We start from the raw sequence: 23,453 nt of genomic DNA on the forward strand, positions 1-23,453 counted from the left end.
GAGTTCAGCTCCGGGCCGAGGCGAGGTCGCTGTCGCTGCGGGCGTCGTCGGACACGGTCGCCACGACCGTCGCGGCCGGGCTCACCCGGCGCAGGTTCAGCAGGCTGGCGAAGAGGCCCGAGAAGAGCACGGTCATACCGAGACCGATCACGGTCGAGGAGGGGAGCACCACCCGCAGGGTCTCGGCGAGATCCTGCTGGCCGAAGCCGGTGGTCCCCCAGGCGGTCACGGCGAGGATCGAGCCGGCCAGCCCGAGCAGGACCAGGAAGAGACCGGTCGCGGTGCAGGTCTCGAAGCGCACCCAACGACCCCAGAAGGCCGCCTGCCGCTGCGTGGTGATCCCTTCGGTGTGCCCGTACAGCAGCGCGAAGACCCCGAAGAGCAGTAGTTGCGCGCCGACCAGAATGGCCAGGCAGGTGTAGACCATGGTGCTGATGTCGAAGCCGACCCCGGCGACGTCGAGCGGCCCGAAGGAGAGCGTCGCGGTGCCGAGCAGGCCCAGGACGAAGAGCACCATTCCGGGCCAGATCAGCGTCTTGCGCGGGGCGAAGACGAGCAGGAAGCGCAGGTGCCGCCAGCCGTCCCGCCAGGTACGCAGGTGCGGCGGCCGGCTGCGGCCGTCCTTCTTCAGGGTGGTCGGCACCTCGACGATGTCGTACTTGTTCAGCGCCGCGCGCACCACCAGCTCGGAGGCGAACTCCATGCCGGGCATGCAGAGCTGGAGGTCCCGGATCCGGTCCCGGTTGAAGCCCCGGATGCCGCAGTGGAAGTCGCCGACGTTGTTCAGCCCGAACAGCCGCCGACCCAGCCAGGAGAGCACCGGGTTGCCGAGGTAGCGGTGCAGCGGCGGCATGGCTCCCTTGGCGATGCCACCACGGAACCGGTTGCCCATGACCACGTCGTGCCCGGCACGCAGCTCACGGATGAACGGCTCAAGGTTGGACAGATCGTACGAGTCGTCGGCGTCGCCCATGATCACGTACTTGCCACGGGCCTGCTCGATGCCGTTGAGCAGCGCGCCGCCGTAGCCACGGATCGGCGCGTGCGAGACCCGCGCACCCGCCCGGGTGGCGATCTCCTGCGATCCGTCGGTGGATCCGTTGTCGCTGACCAGGACCTCGCCGACGACACCAAGTTCGGCGAGGGCCCGGACAGCCTTGGTGACGCAGATCTCCAACGTCTCGGCCTCGTTGAGGCACGGAAGCAGGACGGTAACCTCGATCTCGTCTCCGGCAACAGAAAGTGCCACAGGCGTTTCTCCCGATTCGATTCTCTGTGTATCGATTGGCGAGGGCCGGCGACGAGGGCAATCCGGTGCACCATCGGTCGCCTTCTCAAGACGCCGCTGGATACTACCGTCCATTCCCGTTCGTGTTCAGGTGCCACCGGTGGATGCTAGGAGAATACCTGGCACACCGCCCTGACCTGCGATGACACCGAGTGATCGAAGTCCTACGCTCAGGGAGCGGTATAGGTGACAGTCACCGTCTCGTAACCGAGCGAACGGAGCAGGCCCTCGAGCATCTTCCGGGTGTTCTCCTGCGCCCTGTCCCCGAGTCCGCTGTCCCGGGCCGCCGCCGCAATGCTCTCCTCGGCCTTCTGGTAGACCTCGCGCTGCCGGTTCGGGTCGCCCCGGAACACCTCACCGAGTCGGTTCAGCAGGCCCCGCTCCTCGGCGAAGACGTAGCTCTTCTCGAGATCGAGGTTGGTCTCGCCGAGTTGCGGGGCGGGCAGTCGGATCTCGACCGACTTCCCGTCGGCCGACTCGATCACCGCTCCCTCGGAAATTCGGGAAAAGTCGACATATGACTCAACAGAGCCTGCTCCCACGAAAAGAGTGCGCTCGTTGAGCAGGAAGTCCGGCACGTACTTGCGGTCCTGCTGGAGGTCGATCACGACCTGGAAGTTCCCCTCGGCCGCGACGTAGCGGCTCAGGTCCTGGATCGACTTCAGCAGCGGCGGCTGGCTCCGGTCGGTCGTCTCCTGCGCGAACGGGTTGCGCCAGGTCGGCCAGAGGCCGGTGGCCCGCACGCCGAGGACCAGGACGAGCGCCACGACGAGCGCGCCGGCCAGCCAAACCAGCCCGCGACCGCGCGCCGGTTGGGTGACCAGTACGGGTTCGGGCCGGGTCGGGTCCGCCCCCTCACCCTTGCCGGTCGGTTCGCCTACCAGCTCGGCGTCGCCGTCGGCCGCCCAGCGCCGATCAGGGGCCGGCGCCGCGGGTGCGGCCTGACCCTTCGCGTACTCCGGGAACTCACGCGTGGGCTCGTTGACATCTCCGCCACGGGACATCTGCCCTCACCGTCCTCATCAGACCGTTTGCCTGCCACAAACGGTACGGGTCGGGTGCGACAACTCGACCACTGCCCGTTGCTGTACCCGTTCGGGGCGTCGCCGCAAACCGGTCGCGGGAGGTCAGCCGAACGCGGAGATGCCGGTCAGGCGCTGGCCGATGACGAGTTGGTGGATCTCGGAGGTGCCCTCGTAGGTCAACACCGTCTCCAGGTTGCTGGCGTGGCGCAGCACCGGGTACTCGCCGCTGATCCCGTTGGCGCCGAGGATCGTCCGGCACTGGCGGGCGATCCCCAGCGCCTCCCGTACGTTGTTCAGCTTGCCGAGGCTGACCTGGTCCGGTCGCAGCGCCCCGGCGTCGGCCAGCCGACCCAGGTGCAACGCCAGCAGGTAGCCCTTCTGCAACTCGACCGCCATGTCGGCGAGCTTCGCCTGGGTGAGCTGGAAACCGGCGATCGGCCGACCGAACTGGGTCCGGTTGACCGCGTAGTCCAGGGCCACCCGCAGGCAGTCCCGGGCCGCGCCGAGCGCGCCCCAGACGATGCCGAACCGGGCCTCGGTCAGGCAGGACAGTGGCGCCTTGAGTCCGCTCGCCTCCGGCAACCGGGCCTGCGCCGGCAGCCGCACGCCGTCCAGCACCAGCTCCCCGGTGGAGGAGGCGCGCAGCGACATCTTGTGCTTGATCTCGCGGGTCGTCACGCCGGGGCTGTCCAGCGGCACGACAAAGCCCCGAACCCCCTCGTCGGTCCGGGCCCAGACCACTGCCAAGTCGGCCAACGGGGCGTTCGTGATCCACATCTTGGTGCCGGTCAGCACCCAGTCCGTGCCGTCGAGGCGGGCCCGGGTCGTCATCGAGGCCGGGTCGGAGCCGTGGTCGGGCTCGGTCAACCCGAAGCACCCGATCAGCTCGCCGGTCGCCATCCCCGGCAGCCAGCGCTGCTTCTGCTCCTCGCTGCCGTAGCGCCAGATCGCGTACATGGCGAGCGAACCCTGCACCGACACCAGCGACCGCAGGCCGGAGTCACCGGCCTCCAACTCCAGGCAGGCCAGCCCGTACGCGACCGCCGAGGCACCGGCGCAGCCGTAACCGCTCAGGTGCATGCCGAGCAGACCGAGCTTGCCGAACTCGACGGCCAACTCGCGGATCGGCGCCTGACCGGCCTCGTACCACCCGGCGACGTGTGGGCGCACCCGGTCGTCGACGAGCTGGCGCACCACCGACCTGATCTGCCGCTCCTCCTCGGAGAGGAGAGCGTCGAGGTCGAGCAGGTCCAGCGAGGACCCGGGGGTGCTCACGACGCCACCGGCAGCACGAGCACCCGGGCGTGGATCTGGTTGCGCTGCTGTAGCGCCGCCCGGAGCGCGCGGTGCAGCCCGTCCTCCAGGTAGAGCCCGTTGTTCCACTGCACCACGTGCGGGAAGAGGTCGCCGTAGAAGGTGGAGTCCTCGGCGAGCAGCTTGTCCAGGGCGAGCTCCCGCTTGGTCGTGATCAGCTGGTCGAGCCGGAGCGGTCGCGGCGGGATCTCCGCCCACTGCTTCAGGGTGAACCCGTGCTCCGGGTAGGGACGTCCGTCCCGAACCGCTTTGAAGATCACGACGGTACTCTCCCCTCCCCGCGGCCGAGCCGGCCTGCCGTTGCGTCCTGCCCCACCGCGTTCGAAAGCGCCGGCACCAATCCGATGGACCGTGTCAGCCTAGCGACCGGTGACGACATCGCGGTTTGTTCCCGGATGTCGATTTCGTTACTGCCGCTCCGGCGCCTGACCGCCGAACGGTCCGCCCCATTGACCGCGATGGACGACCTGGTCGATCGGGCGACGCCCACGCGACAGTGACGCCGAGCGATGGTCGGGCGCGCGATACCCGACGGTCAGTGCGCCGATCGGGGTGAATTCATCGGGTACGCCGAACTCCGCGCGATAAGCGGCCAGGCGCTCGCGCGGGATGCCGAAGAAGCAGCCGCCGAGCCCCTCGTCCACCGCCGTGAGCAACATCAGCAGTGCCGCGAACCCGGTGTCGACGTGCCAGTACGGCACCGGCCACCGGTCCGGGTCCCGATCGGTCCAGCCCTTGTCCGGTTCGGCGTACCGGTCGAGATAGGCCGACTTGTTCGCGTGCGGAACCACGATCAGCGGTGCCCGGCGCATTCCGGTCAACCAGCGCCCCCGGGCGTGGGGGTCGGGTGCCGTGGCGGCCCAGAAGCGCGCCCGGTCGGTCGGGTCGTCGAGCACCAGGAAACCCCACCCCTGGGAGAACCCGGCCGACGGCGCGCGTACCGCGTGGTCCAGCAGCCGGTCCAGCACCTCCGGCGGGACCGGCCGCTCCGGGTCGTAGTTGCGCACCATCCGCCGGGCCCGTACGACCTGCGCGAACTCCATCCGGCTGGCCCGACCTAGGCGTCGGCCGAGGTGGGGCGGATCCCCCAGCTCGCCCGCCAGGTGGCGCCGGGGGCGAGCACGATCACGTCCCGGCCGGAACGGAACGCGTCCGGCGGGCAGGTCATCGGCTCGACCGCGACCGAGCGACGGTTGCGGTCCCCGAGCAGGGTGTCGCCGGTGAACACCTGCCACCAGCCGAAGGCCCGGTCGGCCCAGATGCTGACCGCCGGCTCGCCGGCCGGGCCGGTGAGCGTGACGCTGGAACCGTCGGGTCCCTGGTCCAGGTCGCCGAAGGTGACGTCGAGCACCGCGTCACCGATCTGGCGCGGTCGGGTGAAGTCGTACTCACCACCGGTCACCTTCACCGCCCCGATCGGCAGCAGCCGCCCGTCGGCCAGCAGTCGGCTGCGCCCCGGGACCCGGAGCCGTACCTGCTCGACCGGGACCCCGGGCAGCCGGAAGTACGGATGCACGGAGAAGCCGAACGGGCACTCCTGGGCACCGAGGTTGGTCACCTCGTGCTCGGCACGGAGCCCGTCCGGTCCGATCCGCCAGTGCGTGGTCAGCCGCAGCGGCCACGGGTAGCCGACCTGCGCCGGCAGCTCACAGGCGACCGTGACCGCGTCGGGCGCCTGCTCGACCAGACGCCAGGGCAGCCAGTTGACCAGTCCGTGGATCGCGGTGTGCTTGTCCGGCTCGGTCAGCGCGAGCTGGTACGACCGGCCGCCGAAGCTGTACCGGCCGTCCCGGATCCGGTTCGGCCACGGGGCGAGCACCTGCCCGGCACTGCCCGGGGAGACCTCGTCGTCGGCGTACCCGTCGAGGTAGTCGACCCCGCCGACCCGGTAGGCGCGCAGACCCCCACCGACCTCCACCACGACGGCCTCCTGGCCGCCACCCGTGATCGTCCACTGTGTTCCGGACAGCGGGCGGGGTCCGGTCTCCACGTTCTCCATGCCCGGACGATATCGGTTGCCCCGACACTCCGCCCGTTCACCCGGCAACCCCGGCCACCAGCGGCGCAGCCCCGTCGATGGGTCAAGGAGCCGGGCCGATCGGTCAAGAAGCCGGGCCGGCGGGTCAGTGAGGCGGTGGCTCAGTCGGCCGGCGGTCAGTCGGCCGACGGCTCCGGTGTCCGGTAGCGCAGCAGCGCCGGGAAGGCGAGCGCCAGCAGCGGGGCCAGTACGACCACCGCCAGGCCGCCGCCGACCCAGGCGACGCCGACCCCGAGCGACGAGGCCATCAACCCGGCCCGGAGATCACCGAGCCGGGGACCGCCGGCCACCACCGTGATGTTGACCCCCTGGAGCCGCCCGCGCATCCGGTCCGGCACGTAGACCTGCAACATCGACTGACGGAACACCGAGGAGACCAGGTCGGCCGCCCCGGCCAGGGCGAGCAGCCCGACCACCAGCCAGAGCTGGTGCGCGAGTCCGGCCAACGCGATGCTGATCCCCCAGCCGACCACCGCGACGACCAGGGCCAGGCCCTGCCGCCTGATCCGGCCGATCCAACCCGAGGTGAGGCCGCCGAGCACCGAGCCGATCGCGATCGCGCTGTACAGCAGGCCGATCGCCGCGCCGCCGCCGAACCGCTCCTGCGCCACCTCGGGGAAGAGGCTGCGCGGCATGGCGAGCACCATCGCGATCAGGTCGATGCCGAAGGAGAGCAGCAGCAGCGGCGTGGTGGCCAAGTAGTGGAAGCCGTCCGCGATGGTGCGCAACCCGCCCCGACGGGCGGCCGGCGCGGTCTCGGCGCCCGCTTCGCCGCCCTCGGCGAGCGGGGGCAACGAGGGGAGCCGGTAGGTGGCCCAGAGCGAGACGGTGAAGAGCACGGCGTCCGCCCCGTACGCCAACGGCAGGCCGGTCTCCGGCGCCCAGGCGGAGAAGATCAGACCGGCGGTGAGCGGGCCGGCCACCCCGGCCGCCTGCGAGGTGGTGAAGCCGAGGGTCAGCGCGGCCGGCACCAGCGAGGTCGGCACCAGCCGGGTGATGATCGCCTGGCGGGCCGGCGAGCTGATCCCGAACGCGGCCGACTGGACCGCGACCAGGGCGAGCAGCAGCACCGGGCTACCCACCCGCAACAGTGCCTGGAGCAGCAGGCCGAGGGTGGTGAGCCAGAGCAGCGTGGTGCTGACCATCAGCAGCTTGCGCCGGTCGACCAGGTCGGCGACGGCGCCGCCCCAGATGCCGAAGATCACCAACGGGACCAGGGTGGCGAGCCCGAGCATGCCCACCCAGAACGAGTCACGGGTCAGGCTGTACATCTCCACCGGTACGGCGACCGCGGTGAACTGCATGCCGTACATCGAGACGCCGTTGCCGACCCACAACCGGCGGTACGCGGGCACCCGGAGCGGACGTACGTCGATCGCCCACCGCGACGGTGCCTTCTGTCGCTGCTGTTCCCTGAGCTGTTGCTTCTGTTCTGTGAGTTCCCGGTCTTCGAGGATCTGCCCGGAGTCGTGCGTCGCACCCGGCTCGGAACTCATGGTGCCAGTCGTTCGATGATCCACCCCTGTTCGTCGCCTCGACGGTAGCGCAGACGATCGTGCAGCCTGCTGGTCCTCCCCTGCCAGAACTCGACGGTCTTCGGGACCACCCGCAGACCACCCCAGTACGGCGGTGGCGGAACCGGTCCTTCGGCACCGAACCGGTCGGCGACCGCCCGGAACCCGGCGTCCAGGGTCTCCCGGTCCGGCAGCACCCGCGACTGTGGGCTGGCCCACGCCCCGAGCCGGGAGCCGCGCGGCCGGCTGGCGAAGTACTCCTCGGTCTCGGTCCGGTCGACCGGCTCCACCGCGCCGCAGACCACCACCTGCCGGAACATCGGAAACCACGGAAAGACCAGGCTGGCGTACGGGTTGGCAAGCGCCTCGCTGCCCTTGCGCGAACCGTAGTTGGTGAAGAACACCAGCCCGCGCTCGTCGTACCCCTTGAGCAGCACGGTTCGGCCACTGGGCCGACCGGCGGCGTCGGCGGTGGCGACCATCATGGCGTTCGGCTCGGGCAGCCCGGCGGCGACCGCGTCGGCGAACCAGCGGTCGAACTGGGTGTACCAGTCCGGGGCCAGGTCGGACCGGGACAGTCCCCGTTCGACGGCGTAGTCGCTACGAATTCCCGCTGGTCGCACTGTGTCTGGCGTCACGTGGTCATCCTGACGTACCCGGGCCTGCCCGGATCAACCGGCACTGGCCAGGCAGTTTGCCGACGGTCGATGGACCGGCCGCGTCGCATCGACGGAAAAGGTGTCGCGCGCAGCACAGCGGGAGCGGGTCGCAACTTAGTTACTCACCAGGCAAGATGGCACGAATACATCCCTGAGGGTCGCCTAAGGAGCTCTCCGGTTTCACCGATGAGCCCCGGGTGTACGGACGAACCAGATCCAGGAGAGCAAAATGTCCGACTTCAAGCCGGGGCTGGAAGGCGTGATCGCCTTCGAGACCGAGATCGCCGAGCCCGACAAAGAGGGCGGTTCGCTGCGTTATCGAGGCGTTGACATCGAGGATCTGATCGGACAGGTCTCGTTCGGCAACGTCTGGGCGCTCCTGGTCGACGGCCGGTTCGGCCCCGGCCTGCCCCCGGCGGAGCCGTTCCCGGTGCCGGTGCACTCCGGCGACATCCGGGTGGACGTGCAGTCCGCGGTCGCGATGCTCGCCCCGTACTGGGGTCTCAACCAACTGCTCGACATCAACGACGAGCAGGTCCGCGAGGACCTGGCCCGGGTCTCGGTGACCGCGCTCTCCTTCGTCGCCCAGTCGGCCCGTGGCCTGGGCCTGCCGGCGGTCCCGCAGAAGGAGATCGACAAGGCGCAGACGATCGTGGAGCGCTTCATGAAGCGCTGGCGTGGCGAGCCGGACCCCCGCCACGTCAAGGCGGTCGACGCCTACTTCATCTCCGCCGCCGAACACGGCCTGAACGCCTCCACCTTCACCGCCCGGATCGTCGCCTCGACCGGCGCCGACGCGGCAGCCTGCATCTCCTCCGGCATCGGCGCGCTCTCCGGCCCGCTGCACGGCGGTGCGCCGTCCCGGGTGCTGCACATGATCGAGGCGGTCGAGCGCAGTGGCGACGCCGAGGGGTACGTCAAGGGCGTACTCGACCGGGGCGAGCGGCTGATGGGCTTCGGCCACCGGATCTACCGGGCCGAGGACCCCCGCGCCCGGGTGCTGCGGCGGACCGCGAAGGAGCTGGGCGCCCCCCGCTTCGAGATCGCCGAGGCACTGGAGAAGGCCGCCCTCGCCGAGTTGCAGGCCCGCAAGCCGGACCGGGTGCTCGCCACCAACGTCGAGTTCTGGTCGGCGGTCGTACTCGACTTCGCCGAGGTGCCGGCGCACATGTTCACCTCGATGTTCACCTGCGCCCGGATGGGTGGCTGGAGCGCGCACATCCTGGAGCAGAAGCGACTCGGTCGACTGGTCCGCCCCGCCGCCCGCTACACCGGCCCCGGCACCCGCAAGCCGGCCGACGTCGAGGGCTGGGACGCCGTCGTCCACAACGTTTGAGGTGTAAGGAAGGGCCCCTTGTTAACGCATAGCGTTAACAAGGGGCCCTTCCTTACACCTATGGGTGGGACACGTCCGTCCGGGCGCCGGGACGGCACCGCCTCGGAGCACCGGTAGTGCGAGGATGGGTGCTCGGCAGCGTCGCCGGACAATCACGGATCCGGTTCGCGGCGCCTCGGCGCGCGACCCGGAGCCCGTTCGCCCAGCTCCCGGGCCCGCCGGCCCACCGGAAGGATCGTCGATCACCGTGGCTGACCCATCGACCATTCGGATCCCCGACGCGTTGAAACCCGCCGACGGCCGCTTCGGCGCCGGCCCGTCCAAGATCCGTCCGGCGGCGGTCTCCGCGCTCGCCGACGTGGCGACGACGTACCTCGGCACCTCGCACCGGCAGAAGACGGTACGTGACCAGGTCGCCCGGTTGCGGCGCGGCCTGGCCGAGTTCTTCTCCCTGCCCGAGGGATATGAGGTCGTCCTCAGCAACGGCGGGACCACCGCGTTCTGGGAGGTCGCCGCGTTCGGCCTGGTCCGGGACCGGGCGCAGTTCGCCGACTTCGGCGAGTTCGGCGCGAAGTTCGTCAAGGCGGTCAAGGACGCACCGTTCCTGGGCGAGCCGACCGTACGCAGGGCCGAGCCCGGCTCCGCCCCGGCCCTGGTCGCCGAGGCCGGGATGGACGTCTACGCCACCCCGCAGAACGAGACCTCGACCGGCGTCGCGGTGCCGATCCACCGGGTGTCCGGCGCCGACCCGGACTCGTTGCTGCTGGTCGACGCCACCTCGGCGGCGGGCGGACTGGACGTGGACGTACGCGAGAGCGATGTCTACTACTTCGCCCCGCAGAAGTGCTTCGCCTCCGACGGCGGCATCTGGATCGCGCTGATGTCGCCGGCCGCGATCGCCCGCGCCGCCGAGATCAAGCAGTCCGGTCGCTACATCCCGGCCTTCCTCGACCTGGTCACCGCGATCGACAACTCGCGACTGGAGCAGACTTACAACACCCCGGCGCTCGCCACCATCTTCCTGGCCGCCGAGCAGACCGACTGGATGAACGCGCAGGGCGGGCTGGCCTGGGCCGCGAAGCGCACGGCGGAGAGCGCGGCGATCGTGTACGGCTGGGCCGAGCGCTCCGAGGTGGCCGCGCCGTACGTGATCGACCCGGGGCTGCGCTCGAACGTGATCGCCACGATCGACTTCGTCGACGGGGTGGACGCCGCCGCCATCGCCCGTACGCTGCGGGCGAACGGGATCGTCGACGTCGAGCCGTACCGCAAGCTGGGGCGCAACCAGCTCCGGATCGCGCTCTACCCGGCCGTCGAACCCTCCGATGTCGAGGCACTGACCGCCTGCGTGGACCACGTGGTCGCCGCGCTCTGAGTTCCTGACGGCCCCGCTCGACCGGGTCCGGCACCGGGGCCGATATCGTACGGTCCGGACGCGTACGAGCTGGACGCGTCCGGGCCGCCGGTCGACCGGTTCCGGCCCGTTCGGCCGGGTCCGCCGGCACCACCCGTCGTTCATTGATCATTCGCGCAGCTCACCCACGACATGCGGGCGTGGCATCCCCCACGGGCGGGCGTACGGGCGTACCGTGTGTCGAGGACGCCCGGGTGGCTGGCTCGTGGCGTGTGCCGAGCGGGACGGAGGCAACGCGATGCGACCGGTACGCTTCGTCGCCCTCTCCGAGGACGGCCAGGCCCTGGTGCTCGCCGACGAGGTGGGCCGCCTGCTCGCGCTCCCCATCGACGAGCGGGTGGCCACGGTTCTCCACACCGAACCGGGCGGAGCCCCCCTGTCCGTGGTCGCCCCGGTCAACGACCAGGTGGCATCCCTGTCCCCACGGGACATCCAGGCCCGGATCCGGGCTGGTGAGTCTGCCGAGGACGTGGCCCGAATCGCCGGTGTGCCGGTCGACCGGGTGCTGCGCTACGCCGGGCCGGTGTTGCAGGAGCGGGCGATGGTCGCCCAGCACGCGCGGCGTACCCGGCTGAAGAACTCGGAGAAGAGCGTGCCGCTCGCCGAGGTGGTCGACGGCCGGCTGGCCCAGCACAGCATCGACACCGAGAAGATCTCCTGGGACGCGTACCGGCGCGACGACGGCACCTGGCGGATCATCGCGAGCTGGCCGTCGGGCAAGGCCACCGCGCAGGCGGTCTGGGATCTCGACAAGACCCGGCAGATGGTCTCGCCGCACGACGACATGGCGCAGTACCTCTGCGCCGAGCGCCCCACGCCGATCCTCGGTCAGGAGCCGTCGCCGGAGCGTGGTGGGCACGGGCTGCCCGGTCCGTCCCGGGTCGAGTCCCGTGGTGGACACGGGCTGCCGGCACCCGCCAGCGAGCAGCCCGCGCCTCCCCGTCCGACCCGCGACCCGATCCGCGCCGGCCGGGACGCGCTGCTCGCTTCCCTCGACCGTCCACTCGGGTCGAGCGCCGGACGTGGACTCGAGCCGGTCTCCCCGGCCGCCCACTCCGGATACGAGGCACCGAGGCCCCGACCGGTCGCCGGTGGCGCCGCCGCCCTGCTCGGCGGCGGCCAGGGGTCGGCCTTCGACGACGACGCGGACCTGCCCAAGGAGGTCCCAGCGGTGCCGTCGCTGGCGGTGCTGCGTCCCCGGCGGACCACCGCACCGGCCGCCGCGACCGAGTCCACCGACCAGAGCGGAAAGCCCCGCAAGCGGCTACCGAGCTGGGACGACGTCCTCTTCGGCAGCGGCCCGGCCGCCGCGCGCGAAACCTCCTGACCCGCCGGTCAGCCCACAGGGCGGTGACCGAGCGGACGTGACACGCTCCGAGTCGGGCCTGACCCGCCGGCTGGCCAAAGCAGCCAGGCGGACGCGACGTCTCCCGGGCCCGACCCGCCGGCTGGCCAAAGCAGCCAGGCGAACGCGACGCCTCCCGGGCCTGACCCGCCGGCTGGCCTAGAGCGGCCAGGCGGCCAGGCGGTCGTAACGCGTTCCCGGGCCGGGGCGGTTGGTGCGCACCAGCACCAACTCGTCCGCCGACCAGGCCGGTCCCAGGTAACCGTCCAACGCGCTCCGGTCCGCCTCGACCTGTTCGGGCGGCAGTCGTCGTCCCGGACGGGCCAGGGTGACGTGTGGCGCGTACGGCCTGGGGTCGTGCGGCAGCCCGGCGAGCGTGAGCTCCCGCCGGGTGGCCAGGCTGATCGCGTGCAGCGCGTCGACGTCTCCCCGGAGCCCGGCCCAGAGCACCAGGTCCGGCGCGGCGCCGAAGAAGCCGCCCCCGCCGATCCGCAGCCGGGGTACGCCCACCAACTCCACCGAACCGCTCGTCCCGACCGGCGGTCGCCAGCTCCGGGCCGACCGGGCGAGCGCGTCGTGCACCTCGGTCAGTCGGGCGTCCGCCATCTCGCCGACGAAGACGACGGTCAGGTGTGTCTCGTCCCGTGGGGTCAGCCGTACGTCAAGCCCGGCCGCCGCCGACGTGCCGACGCGTAGCCGGTCGACCTGGTTGGCGAGATCGTCCAGCGCCTCCGGCGACGGGTAGATCGCTACGAACAGCCGCACCGGGCCACCCTTCCGCTCCGCGTCACCGTCGGCGCGCTCCTCCTCACCGTCCCCGCCCTCCTGACGCTCGCCTTCGCCCCGTCCCCGCCCTCCTGACGCTCGCCTTCTGCCCGCCCGCGCGCTCCTACCGCTCGGGGTACGGATGGCGATCGGCGGTCGGCAGGATGAGCCCGGCCGCCTGCAACTCGCCCTCGACCCGGACCCGCTCGATCTCCCGGTCCAACCCGTCGAGGTCCGCCAGGTGCTCGGCCACTCCCAGGTAGCGGCTGGCGATCCGGAGCCGCTCGTCGTACGCCCGCAACACGTCGCCGTGCCGGGAGCGGGACTGGTGGGGCAGGTCGAGCCGCTGCCCGCCGAGCCGACGCAGGTCGGCGGCGACCTGCTCGATCGCGGGTCCGCCGGGCCGGTCCAGGGCCGTCGGATCGAGGCGGCCGGGTACGGCTCCGTGGTGGAACGTCCGGTCGAGACGGTCGAGCACGCGTCGGTCCCGCCGTTGTGTCCGCCGGGCGTCCACCTCGGCCGCGAGCCAGTGCACCAGCTCGTCCGCGCAGATCATCGCGGCGACCAGTGCCGGTACGCAGACCAGCGCCAGGAGTGCCAGTGCCAGCACGAGCGCGTGCATGACGGCCATATCCTCCGACGCTAGGCCCCGTGATCGGGGTACGCCACCGAAATTGAACCCTAGCTCTCCCGAACGGGTTCCGGCCGCAGGTCCGTCCTCTCGAACCGATGCCCGCGGCAGATCCTTCTCCCGTACCGGTGCTCGTCGCGGACCTCGTGCTCGTCGCGGATCCGGCCGTTCACCGCCGCCCCGGCCACGCCATCCGCTAGTCCGTGACGACTCGGATCGCCCGGCGGAGCTGGTCGACGGCGTTCCGGTCACCGGTACGCCGGACCGCCTCCTCGGGCAGCCGGCGCCAGAGCCAGAGCAGTACGTCGACCGGGGTGCCGCTGATCGTGGCGTGCACCGGCTGGTTCGCCGAGCCCGGCCCGGTCATCGCGCCGGACGGGTCGAGACCGACCAGCCAGCTTCGCTCCCCGGTGTCGACCAGCACGCGGACCCCGGGGTCGGGCAGCAGTCCGACGAACGCGTCCGCCCACACCCGGGTGACGTACGGAAGCATCATGCCCAGCACCTCGTCGACCCCGTCGTCGGCAAGGTCGTCCGGGATGTCGGCGCTGGATGCCCCGACCGCCTGCTCGGCGTCCACCCGGTGCACCACGGTCTCCAGTGCCATCCGGCGGATCCAGAACGCCACCGTCTGATCCGGCTCGTACCAGGTGTAGGCGGGCGATCCGGGATCACGGGCGGTGAACTCCGCGACCAGCTCCGCGTACGCCCGGTCGAGCAGCGCGAGCGGTTCCTCGCCGGTGAGGTCCGGCGGCCAGACCTCGGGCGCGACACCGTCCCGCATGCAGGCGACCTTGTGCAGGTAGACCTCGGCCAGGTGCCGGACGAGTTCGCGCACGTTCCAGTCCGGACACCCCGGCACGGCCTCGCCCAGCCCGGTCACCGCGACCGCACCCAACCGCGCGCGGTCTGCGGCGAGACACTCCAGATAACGCGACACATCCATGCCGACCACCAAATCAGACGCCTACGACACTCCCCGCCCCCACACCGGGTTAGGAAGGGCCCCTTCCTATACAAAATCCGATAACAAGGGGCCCTTCCTTCAACATCAGCGGGCGTCGGCGGGGACTACGTAGAAGCGGGGGCGGGGGGCGAAGCTGAGGCGCAGCCGGGCTCCGTCGTGACGTAGCTGCCAGAGCAGCGCCAGCAGGGCGGCGGCCAGCGAGATGAGGCCACCGATCCAGATCGCGGCGCTGGCACCGGCGTGCTCGGCGACCCAGCCGATCAGCGGCGCGCCGACCGGGTTGGTGCCGAGGAAGACCAGCACCCAGAGGGCCATCACCCGACCCCGGAACGCGGCATCGACACCGAGCTGGACCCGCTGGTTGGACGCCTGGGCGAAGTAGACCATGAAGAAGCCGGCCGGGACCAGGAGGATCAGGACCAGCCAGTACGTGGTGGCCACCCCGACCAACGTACCGGCGACGGCGCAGGCCACCGCCGCGCCGAGCACGACCCAGACCGAGGGACGACTACGCCGCCCACTGCCGGCCAGGGCGCCACCGAGCGCGCCGACCGCGAGCGCGGTGGTGAAGAGTCCGAACGAGGCGGCACCGGTGTTGAAGACTGTCTTGGCGAGCGCGGCGAGGGTGATCTGGTAGTTGAACAGGGTCATCCCCACCACCGACATGAGCACCATCGGGACGATCAGGTCGGCGCGGGCCAGGACGTACCGGAGGCCGTCGACGACCCGGGCCGGGGCGCGTTCCTCACGCGGCGGCAGGGCGTCCCGGTGCAGTTCGTCGGCGCGCATCCGGACCAGGCCGACCAGCGGCGCGAGCGCGCCGAAGACGCTGATCAGGAAGACCGGGCCGACGTCGAAGGCGGCGATCGCCACACCGGCCACCGCCGGGCCGATGATCCGGGCGGAGTTGAAGGTCGCCGCCGAGAGCGAGAGGGCGTTCGGCAGCAGCGGGGTGCCGACCAGTTCGGAGACAAACGACTGGCGTACGGGTGTCTCGACCGCGTTGGCCGTACCGAGCAGGGCGGCGAAGACAAAGACGTGCCAGAGTTCGATCACGCCGGTGACCACCAGCAGGCTCATGCCGAGCGCCAGCACGCACCAGGTCGCGTTGGCGACGAAGAGCAGCAGCCGCTTGTCGTACCGGTCGGCGAGCCGCCCGGAGAAGAGGGTGAGCAGCAGCACCGGCGTGAACTGGAGCGCGGTGACCCAGCCGAGGGCGGTCGCCGAGTTGTCGGAGAGATCGAGTACGAGCCAGTCCTGCGCGGTGAACATCATCCACACGCCGATCAGCTTGGTGAGCTGACCGATCGCGAACAGGCGGTAGTTTCGGACCTGCAGGGACTGGAAGGTGGTGCCTAGTTTTGCCCGCACTCGGGGTGCGCCTCCTCGGGTCGTACGCGTCATCCACAGCGGACGAAGCGGACCCGATGAATGGCGCCGGTCAGGCGCGGGCCACCTTCTGCAGGATTACCGCAGCCTGCCGCAGCGTCTCCCGCTCCTCGGGGGTCAGCTCGGCGAGCCGGTGCCCCAGCCATTCGTTGCGCGCCCGTTCGAACTGGGCGAACACCTCACGGCCGGAGTCGGTCGTCGAGAGGATGACCTGACGACGGTCGGTCGGATGGGGGGTGCGGCGCACCAGGCCACGCTCCTCCAACTTCGCGACGATCTTGGTCATGGTCGGTGGCTGCACCCGTTCGGTGTCGGCGAGTTCCCTAGGCGTCAGCGCGCCCGCCAGCTCGAGGCTGGTCAGGGCGGAGAGCTGCGTCAGGGTGAGCTCGCCGACCGGGCGGGACTGCCGGACCCGTCGGTTGAGCCGGGTGATCGCGTCGCGTAGTTGGCTCGCCAACTGCGCAGGCGGCACACGTTGCGCCATCACCGTCCGCTCCGTCACGATAGTTAGCCTAACTAATGAGCTTGGCTAATGACTACTGTTATGACCACTGTCACCCGTGGCTCCCGGCCGGGTGGGGACCAGTGGATGCTAGTCTGCCCCGCCCGCGCCGGCTCACTCAGCCGATCAACGACCCGATCCAGGTCAGCCGATCGACGACTCGATCAAGCTCAGCCGATCAGCGACTCGATCGGGCCGCGCAGGAAGTAGAGCGTGAAGAGCGCGGCCACCCCGTACAGCAGCGGGTGGACCTGGGCGGCTTTGCCCCGGGCCAGCTTGAACAGGACAAAGGTGATCACGCCGGCACCGATCCCGTTCGAGATCGAGTACGTGAACGGCATCAGCACGATGGTGAGGAAGGCCGGCACCGCGATCTCGTAGTCGGTCCAGTCGATGCTCCGTACCCCGGTCATCATCAGGAACCCGACCACCACCAGGGCGGTCGACGCCGCCTCGAACGGCACCACCACGACCAGCGGGGCCAGGAACATCGCCAGCAGGAACAGCGACCCGGTGACCAGGTTGGCCACCCCGGTTCTGGCACCCTCGGCCACCCCGGCGGCGCTCTCGATGTATGAGGTGTTGCTCGACGTGCTCGCCGCGCCACCGGCCGCCGCCGCGATCGAGTCGACCAGCAGGATCTCCCGGGTACGCGGTGGCGTCTGGTTCTCGTCCAGCAGCCCGCCCTCCTGCCCGACCGCCACCATCGTGCCCATGGTGTCGAAGAAGTCGGTGACCAGGAGAGTGAAGACAAACATCAGCGCGACCAGCCAGCCGGCCCGCGACCACGAGTCGAGCACGTTGAAGTTGCCGAGCAGGGAGAGGTCGGGGGTGTCGACGACGGTGGCCGGCAACTCCGGCACGTTCAACGCCCAGCCGCTCGGGTTGGGCTGCCCGTTCACGAACGACGGGCCGACGTCGGCGATCGCCTCGACCACGATCGCCAGCGCGGTCGAGGCGACGATGCCGATCAGGATCGCGCCGCGTACCTTGCGCACGACCAGGATCAGGGTGAGCAGCAGACCGAGCACGAAGACCAGCGCCGGCCAGGTCACCAGCTTGCCGTTGATGCCCAGGCCGACCGGGACCGTGGTGCCGGCGGCATCCGGGATGCGCCGCACGAAACCGGCGTCGACCAGGCCGATGATGGTCAGGAAGAGGCCGATGCCGACCCCGATCGCGGTCTTGAGCTGGGTCGGCACCGCGCGGAACACGGCCGTACGCAGCCCGGTCAGCACCAGGATCGCGATGACCACACCCTCGATCACCACCAGCCCCATCGCGTCGGCCCAGGTCATCTGCGGCGCGATCTCGTACGCGACCAGCGCGTTCACGCCCAGCCCGGCGGCGAGCGCGAGCGGGAACCGGGCGACCACCCCCATCAGGATGGTCATCACTCCGGCGACCAGGGCGGTGGCCGCGGCGAGTGCGGTGATGGCCAGCTTCTGCCCGTCACCGTCGACCGCGTTGCCCAGGATCAGCGGGTTCAGCACCACGATGTAGGCCATCGTGAAGAAGGTGGCCAGTCCGCCCCGTACCTCCCGGCTGATGGTCGAGCCCCGGGCCGAGATCTCGAAGTAGCGGTCGAACCCGTTGGGCGGGGGTGTGCTCGTCGGTGGCGCTCCGGTCTTCGCGGAGGTGGTCGTCATCGGGACCTCGCATCATGATCATGAACGATTTGCTGGGCGCATCGTCCCAGACGGCCTGTTACCGAAAAAGTCCATCCCGGTTACGACGTTCGATGCCTCGTCCCGGACCGGGCTCGACCGCCACTCGCGGCGCCGGTCGGCAACCCCCCACGGGTACGCTGACCAGGTGCCGGAGCAGGAGCAACCGCGGCCGGAGCCGCTGGACCCACCGATGGTCCCGTTCGCCGTTGGCGGCATCGTGATCTGGGCCGTGATCGGCCTGGTCCTGCTCGTCTTCTTCCGCGACTGGCTGGTCGAGCACGATCACGAGGACTGGCTCTGGACCTGCCTCGCCGGTTTCCTGATCGGTTTCCCCGGGCTGGCGGTGATGCTCCGGCACGACGCGAACCGTCGTCGTCGCCGCGCCACCGAACAGCGCCGAGCCGCCCAACAGCGCTGAGCCCGGGGCGGCGCTCACCCGCCGCAGAGCCGGTACGGCGTACGCGGCTCAGCCGTGGCCGTACGGCTCAGCCGGCTCGCCGGTCTCCACCGAACCCGGCGCCCGGCTCACCGAGACCGCCTCGACCTCGTTGTCGTCGTAGATCGTCGGCAGCTCGTCCACCGGCGTCTCGGGCGTGTCGAGCAGGGTCTCGGAATGCGCGCCGCAGCCGTGGTCGGCGCTGACCGCCCGGCCGTCGTCCGGGGCGTAGAAGTTCCCGCAGACCCCGAACGCCTGGCGCATCGCACCGGCCAGCGGGAGATAAAAGCCACAGGTGCCGCACCGGGCGGTCCGGGGAGCGGCGGCCGAGATCGGCGCCGCCGGCCCGTGGTCGCCGTCGTACCAGCGCTGGGCGGTCTCCTGCCGGCCCTCCAGCGACATCACCCGGGATCGGCCCAGCCCGAGCTCCCAGGTGGCCTCCTCGACCGCCGGGTCGTCGGAGAGGACGTAGCCAGGGACGAGACGGTCGTCGTCGGCCGGGGTCGGCAGCAGGTCCCCCACCCCGAGGTCCCCCGGTTGCAGCCGCTCCTGCCAGGGCAGCCAACTCGGCGCCAGCAGGGCGTCCGGGCCGGGCAGCAGGACGGTCTCGCAGATCGTCACGTGCTTGCTGCGCGAGACCCGGGTGACCGTGACGGCCCAGCGCCAACCACGGTAACCGTCGAGCAGACATTCGAAGAAGTGGGTAACGAGGCGCTCACCCTCGGCGATCACCTCCAGGTGTTCGCCGACGTCGGTCGGCTCCACCTCGGTGATGCCTGCGCGGGCCACCTCGACAGCAGCGGCACAAACCTGGTCGAGACGGGCTGCACGAGCGCCGGCGGTCCTGGTCACGCGCTCATTCTTCCCTATCCGAGCGGCCCGCCGGCAGGGACTCCCCGTACACGTTCTCGCGCCACATCCTCCGGGCGTGCGCCGGATGGGCGAGGATGGTGCACATGCCGCCGTTCACCCGCCCCAAGCGGTCGTTCCTCGGGCGCGCCCTCGGTACGACGATCCGTGGCACCCGCGCGCTCGCCCGGGGCACGTTCCGTGGCGGTGCCTGGATCACCCGGGGTGCCGGACGGGCCCGTACCCGGGGTGCCGGCGGCGAGACCGGCATGGTGCGCCTGTTCGACCTGCACGCCGCCTCCTGCGCCGGGGACGTACTGATCACGATCGGCCTGGCCGGGACGATCTTCTTCAACGCCCCGCTCGGCGAGGCGCGCGGCAAGGTGGCGCTCTACCTGCTCGTCACCATGGTGCCGTTCGCGCTGCTCGCCCCGGTGGTCGGCCCGCTGCTCGACCACTTCCGGCACGGCCGCCGGTACGCCCTCGCCGCCACCATGCTCGGCCGCGCCTTCCTGGCCTGGTTGATCTCCGACTACATCCACGGCTTCGGGCTCTACCCGGCCGCGTTCGGCGTACTCGCCCTCTCCCGGGCGTACGGCGTGGCCCGTTCCGCCGCCGTACCCCGGCTGTTGCCCGAGGGGATCGGTCTCTCCCAGGCCGGCGCGCGAGCCAGTGTCTACGGCACCATCGCGGGCGCGGTCGTGGCGCCGCTGGGGCTGGCCGCGTTCTGGGTCGGTCCACAGTGGCCACTCCGGGTGGCCTCGGTGATCTTCCTGGTCGGCATGGTGGTCGCGCTGCGGCTGCCACCGAAGGCCGACTCCGAGCCCCCCGAGGCGGTGCCCCGACCGGTCCGGGCGATCTTCCGGCGACGGGGTGAACGGGCCCTGGGACGCGGCGGGCCGAGCGGCCGGCTGGTGATCGCCACCCTGGTCGGCGGTGCCGCCCTACGCGGCCTGTACGGCTTCCTCCTGCTCTTCCTCGCCTTCGCGATCAAGGCCGGTGACATCACCACCGTGGTCCTCGGCCGGAACCTCTCCGACCAGGCCGCCCTGGGTCTGGTCGGCGGTGCGCTGGCGGTCGGCACGTTCCTGGCGACCGCGCTCGGCACCCGGCTGCGCATCCACCGCCCGACCGCGATCCAGTCCAGCGGCCTGGTCATCGTGGCCGCCCTGGGCGTGCTCGCCACGGTCAGGTTCTCGCTGCTCACGGTGGCCCTGCTCTGCCTGGTGACGGCACTGGTCAGCGGTATCGCCAAGCTGGCCGTCGACGCCTCGATCCAGGAGCGGATCCGGGAGCGGTCCCGGGCCAGCGCCTTCGCCCACTCGGAGACCGCCCTGATGCTGGCCTTCGTCGCCGGTGGCGCGCTGGGGCTGGTGCCGTTCGACGGCCGGGTCGGCATCGCGGTCCTGAGCGGCCTGGCCATCCTCGCGGCCGTACGCGGCGTGGTGGTGGCCGGGCGGTTGCGCGGCGAGCGGCTGCACGGCCGGGCGATCCCGGACGCGGAGCAGGAGGCCGCCGAACAGGAGGCTGCCGCCACCCAGGCCGCCCGGCAGCGGCCCGACGGCGTCGCCGAGCCGGCAACCGCGTCGGCCCCGGCCGGAGGGACCGGAGGCGACCACCCGTCGGCGCCACCGGGTTACCACATCTACCGACCCTCGTCGGCCGTACCCGGATCGGGCTCCGGCGACGACGCGCGCCAACCACGTGAACCCCGGGAGCCGAGCACATGAGCGCTGGACTGCTGATCGTCACCGCCGTTCCGGCCGAGGCGGAGGCGATCCGGGCCGGTCTGACCAGCAGCACCCCGACCGTCGCGCCGGTCGGTGTCGGACCGGCCGCGGCGGCGGCCGGTACCGCCCGGCTGCTCGCGTTGGCCGAGGCGGACGGGCACCCGTACCAGGCGGTGATCAGCGCCGGGATCGCCGGCGGCTTCCCGGACCGGGTGGCGCTCGGCACCATCGTGCTGGGCACCCGGAGCATCGCCGCCGACCTCGGCGCCGAGTCACCGGACGGCTTCCTCCCGCTGGACGAGTTGGGCTTCGGACCGTCGACGAGCAGCGCCGACCCGGCACTGCTCGACCGACTCCGGGAGGCGCTGCCCCGGGCGACCGTGGGCGCGGTGATCACGTGCAGCACGGTCACCGGGACCGCCGAGAGCGCGCTCGCGCTCGCCGCCCGCTATCCGGACGCGGTGGCCGAGGCGATGGAGGGATACGGCGTCGCCGTCGCAGCCGGTCAGGCCGGCGTCCCCTTCGCCGAGCTGCGTACGATCTCCAACCCGGTCGGGCCCCGGGACCGGGGAGCCTGGCGGATCAACGAGGCGTTCGAGGCGCTCCGGTCGGCCGCCGCCGCGCTGGGCTGATCCGGCGGGGTCTACGGTGGGGGTCGTGGCACTCTCGCTGGCGTTCTCCCCCTGCCCCAACGACACCTTTGTCTTCCACGCCCTGGTGCACGGGCTGGTGCCCGGGGCGCCGCCGGTCGAGGTGACCTACGCCGACGTGGACGTCACCAACACCGCCGCGCAGCAGGGCGCGTACGACATCGTGAAGGTGAGTTACGCCGCACTGCCGTGGCTGCTGGACGACTACCAGTTGCTGCCCTGCGGCGGGGCGCTCGGGCGCGGCTGCGGGCCGCTGGTGCTGACCCGGGGCGACCGGACCGACCTGACCGGCGCGACGGTCGCCGTGCCGGGTGACCGGACCACCGCCTACCTCCTGTTCCGGCTCTGGGCCGCCGAGCAGCGCCCGGCCCGGATCGAGGTGGTGCCGTTCCACGAGATCATGCCCGGGGTCGCCGCCGGTCGTTACGACGCCGGCCTGGTCATCCACGAGGCCCGGTTCACTTACCACCGGCACGGGCTGACCGCGCTGGTCGACCTCGGCGAGTGGTGGGAGTCGGACACCGGCCTGCCGATCCCGCTCGGCGCCATCCTGGCCCGCCGCGGCACCGTCGACCCGGTGGCCGCGGCGGAGTGGATCCGCGCGTCCGTACGGCAGGCGTGGGCCGACCCCGCCCGCACCCGCGAGTACGTGCTGGCGCACGCGCAGGAGATGGAGCCGGACGTGGTCGACCAGCACATCGCGCTCTATGTGAACGAGTTCACCGCGGACCTCGGCGAGGACGGTTACCGGGCGATCGACGCCCTGCTCCGCCGGGCCGCGTCCGCCGGGCTGACCCCGGCGACCCCTCAGATCTCCAGCTCGTTGGCGACCGCGTGGACGAGCTGAGCGACGGTCTGCGCGGTCTTCTTGTCCGGGAACCGGCCGCGCCGCAGATCGGGCTGGATCTTCGCCTCCAGCACCTTGATCATGTCTTCGACCAGACCGTGCAGCTCCTCGGCGGGCCGGCGGCGCAGTTCCGCCATGGACGGAGGGGCGTCCAGCAGTTTCGCGGCGTGCGCCTGGGCGCCCTTGCGACTGTCCACCACACCGAACTCGATCCGCTGACCCCCCTTGAGATCGGTGACGCCAGCGGGCAACGCACTCTTGGGTAGGAACACGTCGCCGCCCTCGTCACTGGTGACGAATCCATAACCCTTGGCCGCGTCGTACCACTTCACTCGACCCGTCGGCACCTGATTGACCTCAACTTCGTATGTGGCTGATGACCCTCACAAGGCTAGCCGCAACAGGCCCGACAGCGCCGCTGGGAATCCGGTGAGGTCGTCCAGCACCAGTTCCGCCCCGGCGGCACGCAGCTCATCCACATCGCACGGCCCGGTGGCGACGCCGACCCCGGGCACCCCGGCGATCCGGGCGGCGGTCATGTCGGCGACGTGGTCGCCGACGTAGAGCCGGGAGCCGTGCTCGCGCAGCGCGGTCGCCTTCTGCTCGGCGAACAGGTCACCGACCACCTCGTCCACCGGCAGGCCGAGATGCTCCACGTGCAGCCGGGCCAGCCGGCCGAGCTTCGAGGTGACCACCAGCACGCGCAGCCCGGCCGCGCGGACCGCGGCCAGCGTCTCGGCGGCGCCGGGCAGCGGCAGGGCCGGTTCGATCGCGTACGTCGGATAGAGCGACCGGAAGGTGGTCACCGCCGACTCCACCTGCTCCGGCGGGAACCAGTGGGCCAGTTCGTGCCGCAACGGCGGGCCGAGCCGGCCGACCGCCACCTCGGCGTCGACGTGCACCCCGGTCCGGGCGGTCAGCTCACGGTAGGTGGCGGCGATGCCGGGCCGGGAGTCGATCAAGGTCATGTCGAGGTCGAACCCGACCGAGGGGGTGGTCGCCATCAGATCATCGTCGCACGCCGGCCGGTCCGTGGAGTCCACCCGGCCGACCGAGGGGCGGCACCGGCACCCGGCCGGCTAGC

General features: G+C 71.2%; 24 protein-coding genes. 7 read left to right on the top strand and 17 right to left on the bottom strand.

Annotated elements, in window-relative coordinates:
• Positions 1-4 precede the first annotated feature (4 nt).
• The 8 genes from ACI2K4_RS13865 to pdxH form a co-directional block, all read right to left on the bottom strand.
• Positions 5-1,249 (bottom strand): glycosyltransferase family 2 protein, encoded by a 1,245-nt coding sequence (locus tag ACI2K4_RS13865; protein ID WP_404511077.1) that lies wholly within the window; start codon positions 1,247-1,249, stop codon positions 5-7.
• Between the two features lie 209 nt (positions 1,250-1,458).
• Positions 1,459-2,292 carry a DUF4230 domain-containing protein gene (locus ACI2K4_RS13870; protein ID WP_404511079.1) on the bottom strand — a complete coding sequence of 278 codons (834 nt, stop codon included), beginning with the start codon at positions 2,290-2,292 and terminating at the stop codon, positions 1,459-1,461.
• A 123-nt stretch (positions 2,293-2,415) separates the two neighbouring features.
• Positions 2,416-3,588 (bottom strand): acyl-CoA dehydrogenase family protein, encoded by a 1,173-nt coding sequence (locus ACI2K4_RS13875; protein WP_404511082.1) that lies wholly within the window; start codon positions 3,586-3,588, stop codon positions 2,416-2,418.
• Entirely contained in the window at positions 3,585-3,887 is a 303-nt protein-coding gene (locus ACI2K4_RS13880; protein ID WP_404511085.1) for a type II toxin-antitoxin system VapB family antitoxin, read from the bottom strand. Before ACI2K4_RS13880 ends, ACI2K4_RS13875 begins: the two co-directional genes overlap by 4 nt.
• A gap of 147 nt (positions 3,888-4,034) precedes the next feature.
• A complete protein-coding gene (locus ACI2K4_RS13885) occupies positions 4,035-4,670 on the bottom strand; it encodes a nitroreductase family protein (protein ID WP_404511087.1) in 636 nt (211 codons plus the stop codon).
• Between the two features lie 14 nt (positions 4,671-4,684).
• Entirely contained in the window at positions 4,685-5,626 is a 942-nt protein-coding gene (locus ACI2K4_RS13890) for an aldose 1-epimerase family protein (RefSeq protein WP_404511089.1), read from the bottom strand.
• 155 nt (positions 5,627-5,781) lie between these two features.
• On the bottom strand, positions 5,782-7,161 hold the full coding sequence (locus tag ACI2K4_RS13895) for an MFS transporter (RefSeq protein WP_404511092.1): 1,380 nt from the start codon (positions 7,159-7,161) through the stop codon (positions 5,782-5,784).
• Positions 7,158-7,817 carry a pyridoxamine 5'-phosphate oxidase gene (gene pdxH, locus ACI2K4_RS13900; protein ID WP_404511095.1) on the bottom strand — a complete coding sequence of 220 codons (660 nt, stop codon included), beginning with the start codon at positions 7,815-7,817 and terminating at the stop codon, positions 7,158-7,160. The genes ACI2K4_RS13895 and pdxH overlap by 4 nt, the downstream gene beginning before the upstream one ends.
• Positions 7,818-8,067: 250 nt before the next feature.
• On the opposite strand from pdxH, the gene ACI2K4_RS13905 reads away from it, so the two are divergent.
• From ACI2K4_RS13905 to sepH, 3 genes are all read left to right on the top strand, one after another.
• Positions 8,068-9,174, top strand: coding sequence for a citrate synthase 2 (locus ACI2K4_RS13905; RefSeq protein WP_404511097.1), 1,107 nt, complete (start codon positions 8,068-8,070; stop codon positions 9,172-9,174).
• A gap of 247 nt (positions 9,175-9,421) precedes the next feature.
• On the top strand, positions 9,422-10,549 hold the full coding sequence (serC, locus tag ACI2K4_RS13910) for a phosphoserine transaminase (protein WP_404511099.1): 1,128 nt from the start codon (positions 9,422-9,424) through the stop codon (positions 10,547-10,549).
• 277 nt (positions 10,550-10,826) lie between these two features.
• A complete protein-coding gene (gene sepH / locus ACI2K4_RS13915; protein WP_404511104.1) occupies positions 10,827-11,915 on the top strand; it encodes a septation protein SepH in 1,089 nt (362 codons plus the stop codon).
• Positions 11,916-12,092: 177 nt separating this feature from the next.
• On the opposite strand, the gene thpR is transcribed toward sepH, so the two are convergent.
• The 6 genes from thpR to ACI2K4_RS13945 all read right to left on the bottom strand — a co-directional run bounded on the left by thpR (position 12,093) and on the right by ACI2K4_RS13945 (position 17,836).
• Complete coding sequence (gene thpR / locus ACI2K4_RS13920) at positions 12,093-12,698, bottom strand: RNA 2',3'-cyclic phosphodiesterase (RefSeq protein WP_404511106.1); 606 nt, start codon at positions 12,696-12,698, stop codon at positions 12,093-12,095.
• A gap of 124 nt (positions 12,699-12,822) precedes the next feature.
• The gene (locus ACI2K4_RS13925; protein ID WP_404511108.1) at positions 12,823-13,329 is read right to left on the bottom strand and encodes a hypothetical protein; all 507 of its coding nucleotides are present in this window, start codon (positions 13,327-13,329) and stop codon (positions 12,823-12,825) included.
• A gap of 196 nt (positions 13,330-13,525) precedes the next feature.
• Positions 13,526-14,275 (bottom strand): maleylpyruvate isomerase family mycothiol-dependent enzyme, encoded by a 750-nt coding sequence (locus ACI2K4_RS13930; RefSeq protein WP_404511110.1) that lies wholly within the window; start codon positions 14,273-14,275, stop codon positions 13,526-13,528.
• A gap of 105 nt (positions 14,276-14,380) precedes the next feature.
• Complete coding sequence (locus ACI2K4_RS13935) at positions 14,381-15,667, bottom strand: MFS transporter (RefSeq protein WP_404511112.1); 1,287 nt, start codon at positions 15,665-15,667, stop codon at positions 14,381-14,383.
• Positions 15,668-15,737: 70 nt separating this feature from the next.
• Complete coding sequence (locus ACI2K4_RS13940) at positions 15,738-16,187, bottom strand: MarR family winged helix-turn-helix transcriptional regulator (RefSeq protein WP_404511114.1); 450 nt, start codon at positions 16,185-16,187, stop codon at positions 15,738-15,740.
• Between the two features lie 170 nt (positions 16,188-16,357).
• The gene (locus ACI2K4_RS13945; RefSeq protein ID WP_404511116.1) at positions 16,358-17,836 is read right to left on the bottom strand and encodes an NCS2 family permease; all 1,479 of its coding nucleotides are present in this window, start codon (positions 17,834-17,836) and stop codon (positions 16,358-16,360) included.
• A 211-nt stretch (positions 17,837-18,047) separates the two neighbouring features.
• On the opposite strand from ACI2K4_RS13945, the gene ACI2K4_RS13950 reads away from it, so the two are divergent.
• Positions 18,048-18,275: a DUF2530 domain-containing protein gene (locus tag ACI2K4_RS13950; protein ID WP_404511818.1), complete on the top strand. Its 228-nt coding sequence runs from the start codon at positions 18,048-18,050 to the stop codon at positions 18,273-18,275.
• A 48-nt stretch (positions 18,276-18,323) separates the two neighbouring features.
• Here ACI2K4_RS13950 and ACI2K4_RS13955 read toward each other — a convergent pair whose 3' ends face one another.
• A complete protein-coding gene (locus ACI2K4_RS13955) occupies positions 18,324-19,163 on the bottom strand; it encodes a DUF3027 domain-containing protein (protein WP_404511820.1) in 840 nt (279 codons plus the stop codon).
• An 86-nt stretch (positions 19,164-19,249) separates the two neighbouring features.
• Here ACI2K4_RS13955 and ACI2K4_RS13960 point away from each other — a divergent pair, with 86 nt between their 5' ends.
• Genes ACI2K4_RS13960 through ACI2K4_RS13970 form a run of 3 tightly spaced genes read left to right on the top strand, consistent with a single transcriptional unit; the run spans position 19,250 to position 22,369 of the window.
• Entirely contained in the window at positions 19,250-20,872 is a 1,623-nt protein-coding gene (locus tag ACI2K4_RS13960) for an MFS transporter (protein WP_404511118.1), read from the top strand.
• Entirely contained in the window at positions 20,869-21,504 is a 636-nt protein-coding gene (locus tag ACI2K4_RS13965; RefSeq protein WP_404511120.1) for a futalosine hydrolase, read from the top strand. Before ACI2K4_RS13960 ends, ACI2K4_RS13965 begins: the two co-directional genes overlap by 4 nt.
• Positions 21,505-21,529: 25 nt before the next feature.
• A complete protein-coding gene (locus ACI2K4_RS13970) occupies positions 21,530-22,369 on the top strand; it encodes a 1,4-dihydroxy-6-naphthoate synthase (RefSeq protein ID WP_404511122.1) in 840 nt (279 codons plus the stop codon).
• Here the strand turns inward: ACI2K4_RS13970 and ACI2K4_RS13975 are convergent.
• The gene (locus tag ACI2K4_RS13975; protein ID WP_404511124.1) at positions 22,330-22,716 is read right to left on the bottom strand and encodes a cold-shock protein; all 387 of its coding nucleotides are present in this window, start codon (positions 22,714-22,716) and stop codon (positions 22,330-22,332) included. The two genes, ACI2K4_RS13970 and ACI2K4_RS13975, sit on opposite strands and share 40 nt — an antisense overlap.
• A 36-nt stretch (positions 22,717-22,752) precedes the next feature.
• On the bottom strand, positions 22,753-23,373 hold the full coding sequence (locus tag ACI2K4_RS13980; protein WP_404511126.1) for an HAD family hydrolase: 621 nt from the start codon (positions 23,371-23,373) through the stop codon (positions 22,753-22,755).
• Positions 23,374-23,453 lie beyond the last annotated feature (80 nt).

It is taken from the genome of Micromonospora sp. NPDC050397 (assembly GCF_044901685.1).
In the GTDB taxonomy this organism is placed as follows: Bacteria; Actinomycetota; Actinomycetes; order Mycobacteriales; family Micromonosporaceae; genus Micromonospora_G.

What these genes read in the sequence shown, in the direction of transcription:
- ACI2K4_RS13930 (WP_404511110.1), bottom strand. Translation starts at nt 14,275, where the DNA reads ATGGATGTGTCGCGTTATCTGGAGTGTCTCGCCGCAGACCGCGCGCGG.
- ACI2K4_RS13980 (WP_404511126.1), bottom strand. Translation starts at nt 23,373, where the DNA reads ATGGCGACCACCCCCTCGGTCGGGTTCGACCTCGACATGACCTTGATC.
- ACI2K4_RS13870 (WP_404511079.1), bottom strand. Translation starts at nt 2,292, where the DNA reads ATGTCCCGTGGCGGAGATGTCAACGAGCCCACGCGTGAGTTCCCGGAG.
- ACI2K4_RS13905 (WP_404511097.1), top strand. Translation starts at nt 8,068, where the DNA reads ATGTCCGACTTCAAGCCGGGGCTGGAAGGCGTGATCGCCTTCGAGACC.
- ACI2K4_RS13965 (WP_404511120.1), top strand. Translation starts at nt 20,869, where the DNA reads ATGAGCGCTGGACTGCTGATCGTCACCGCCGTTCCGGCCGAGGCGGAG.
- ACI2K4_RS13895 (WP_404511092.1), bottom strand. Translation starts at nt 7,161, where the DNA reads ATGAGTTCCGAGCCGGGTGCGACGCACGACTCCGGGCAGATCCTCGAA.
- ACI2K4_RS13925 (WP_404511108.1), bottom strand. Translation starts at nt 13,329, where the DNA reads ATGGCCGTCATGCACGCGCTCGTGCTGGCACTGGCACTCCTGGCGCTG.
- ACI2K4_RS13950 (WP_404511818.1), top strand. Translation starts at nt 18,048, where the DNA reads ATGGTCCCGTTCGCCGTTGGCGGCATCGTGATCTGGGCCGTGATCGGC.
- ACI2K4_RS13945 (WP_404511116.1), bottom strand. Translation starts at nt 17,836, where the DNA reads ATGACGACCACCTCCGCGAAGACCGGAGCGCCACCGACGAGCACACCC.
- ACI2K4_RS13885 (WP_404511087.1), bottom strand. Translation starts at nt 4,670, where the DNA reads ATGGAGTTCGCGCAGGTCGTACGGGCCCGGCGGATGGTGCGCAACTAC.
- ACI2K4_RS13890 (WP_404511089.1), bottom strand. Translation starts at nt 5,626, where the DNA reads ATGGAGAACGTGGAGACCGGACCCCGCCCGCTGTCCGGAACACAGTGG.
- sepH (WP_404511104.1), top strand. Translation starts at nt 10,827, where the DNA reads ATGCGACCGGTACGCTTCGTCGCCCTCTCCGAGGACGGCCAGGCCCTG.
- ACI2K4_RS13960 (WP_404511118.1), top strand. Translation starts at nt 19,250, where the DNA reads ATGCCGCCGTTCACCCGCCCCAAGCGGTCGTTCCTCGGGCGCGCCCTC.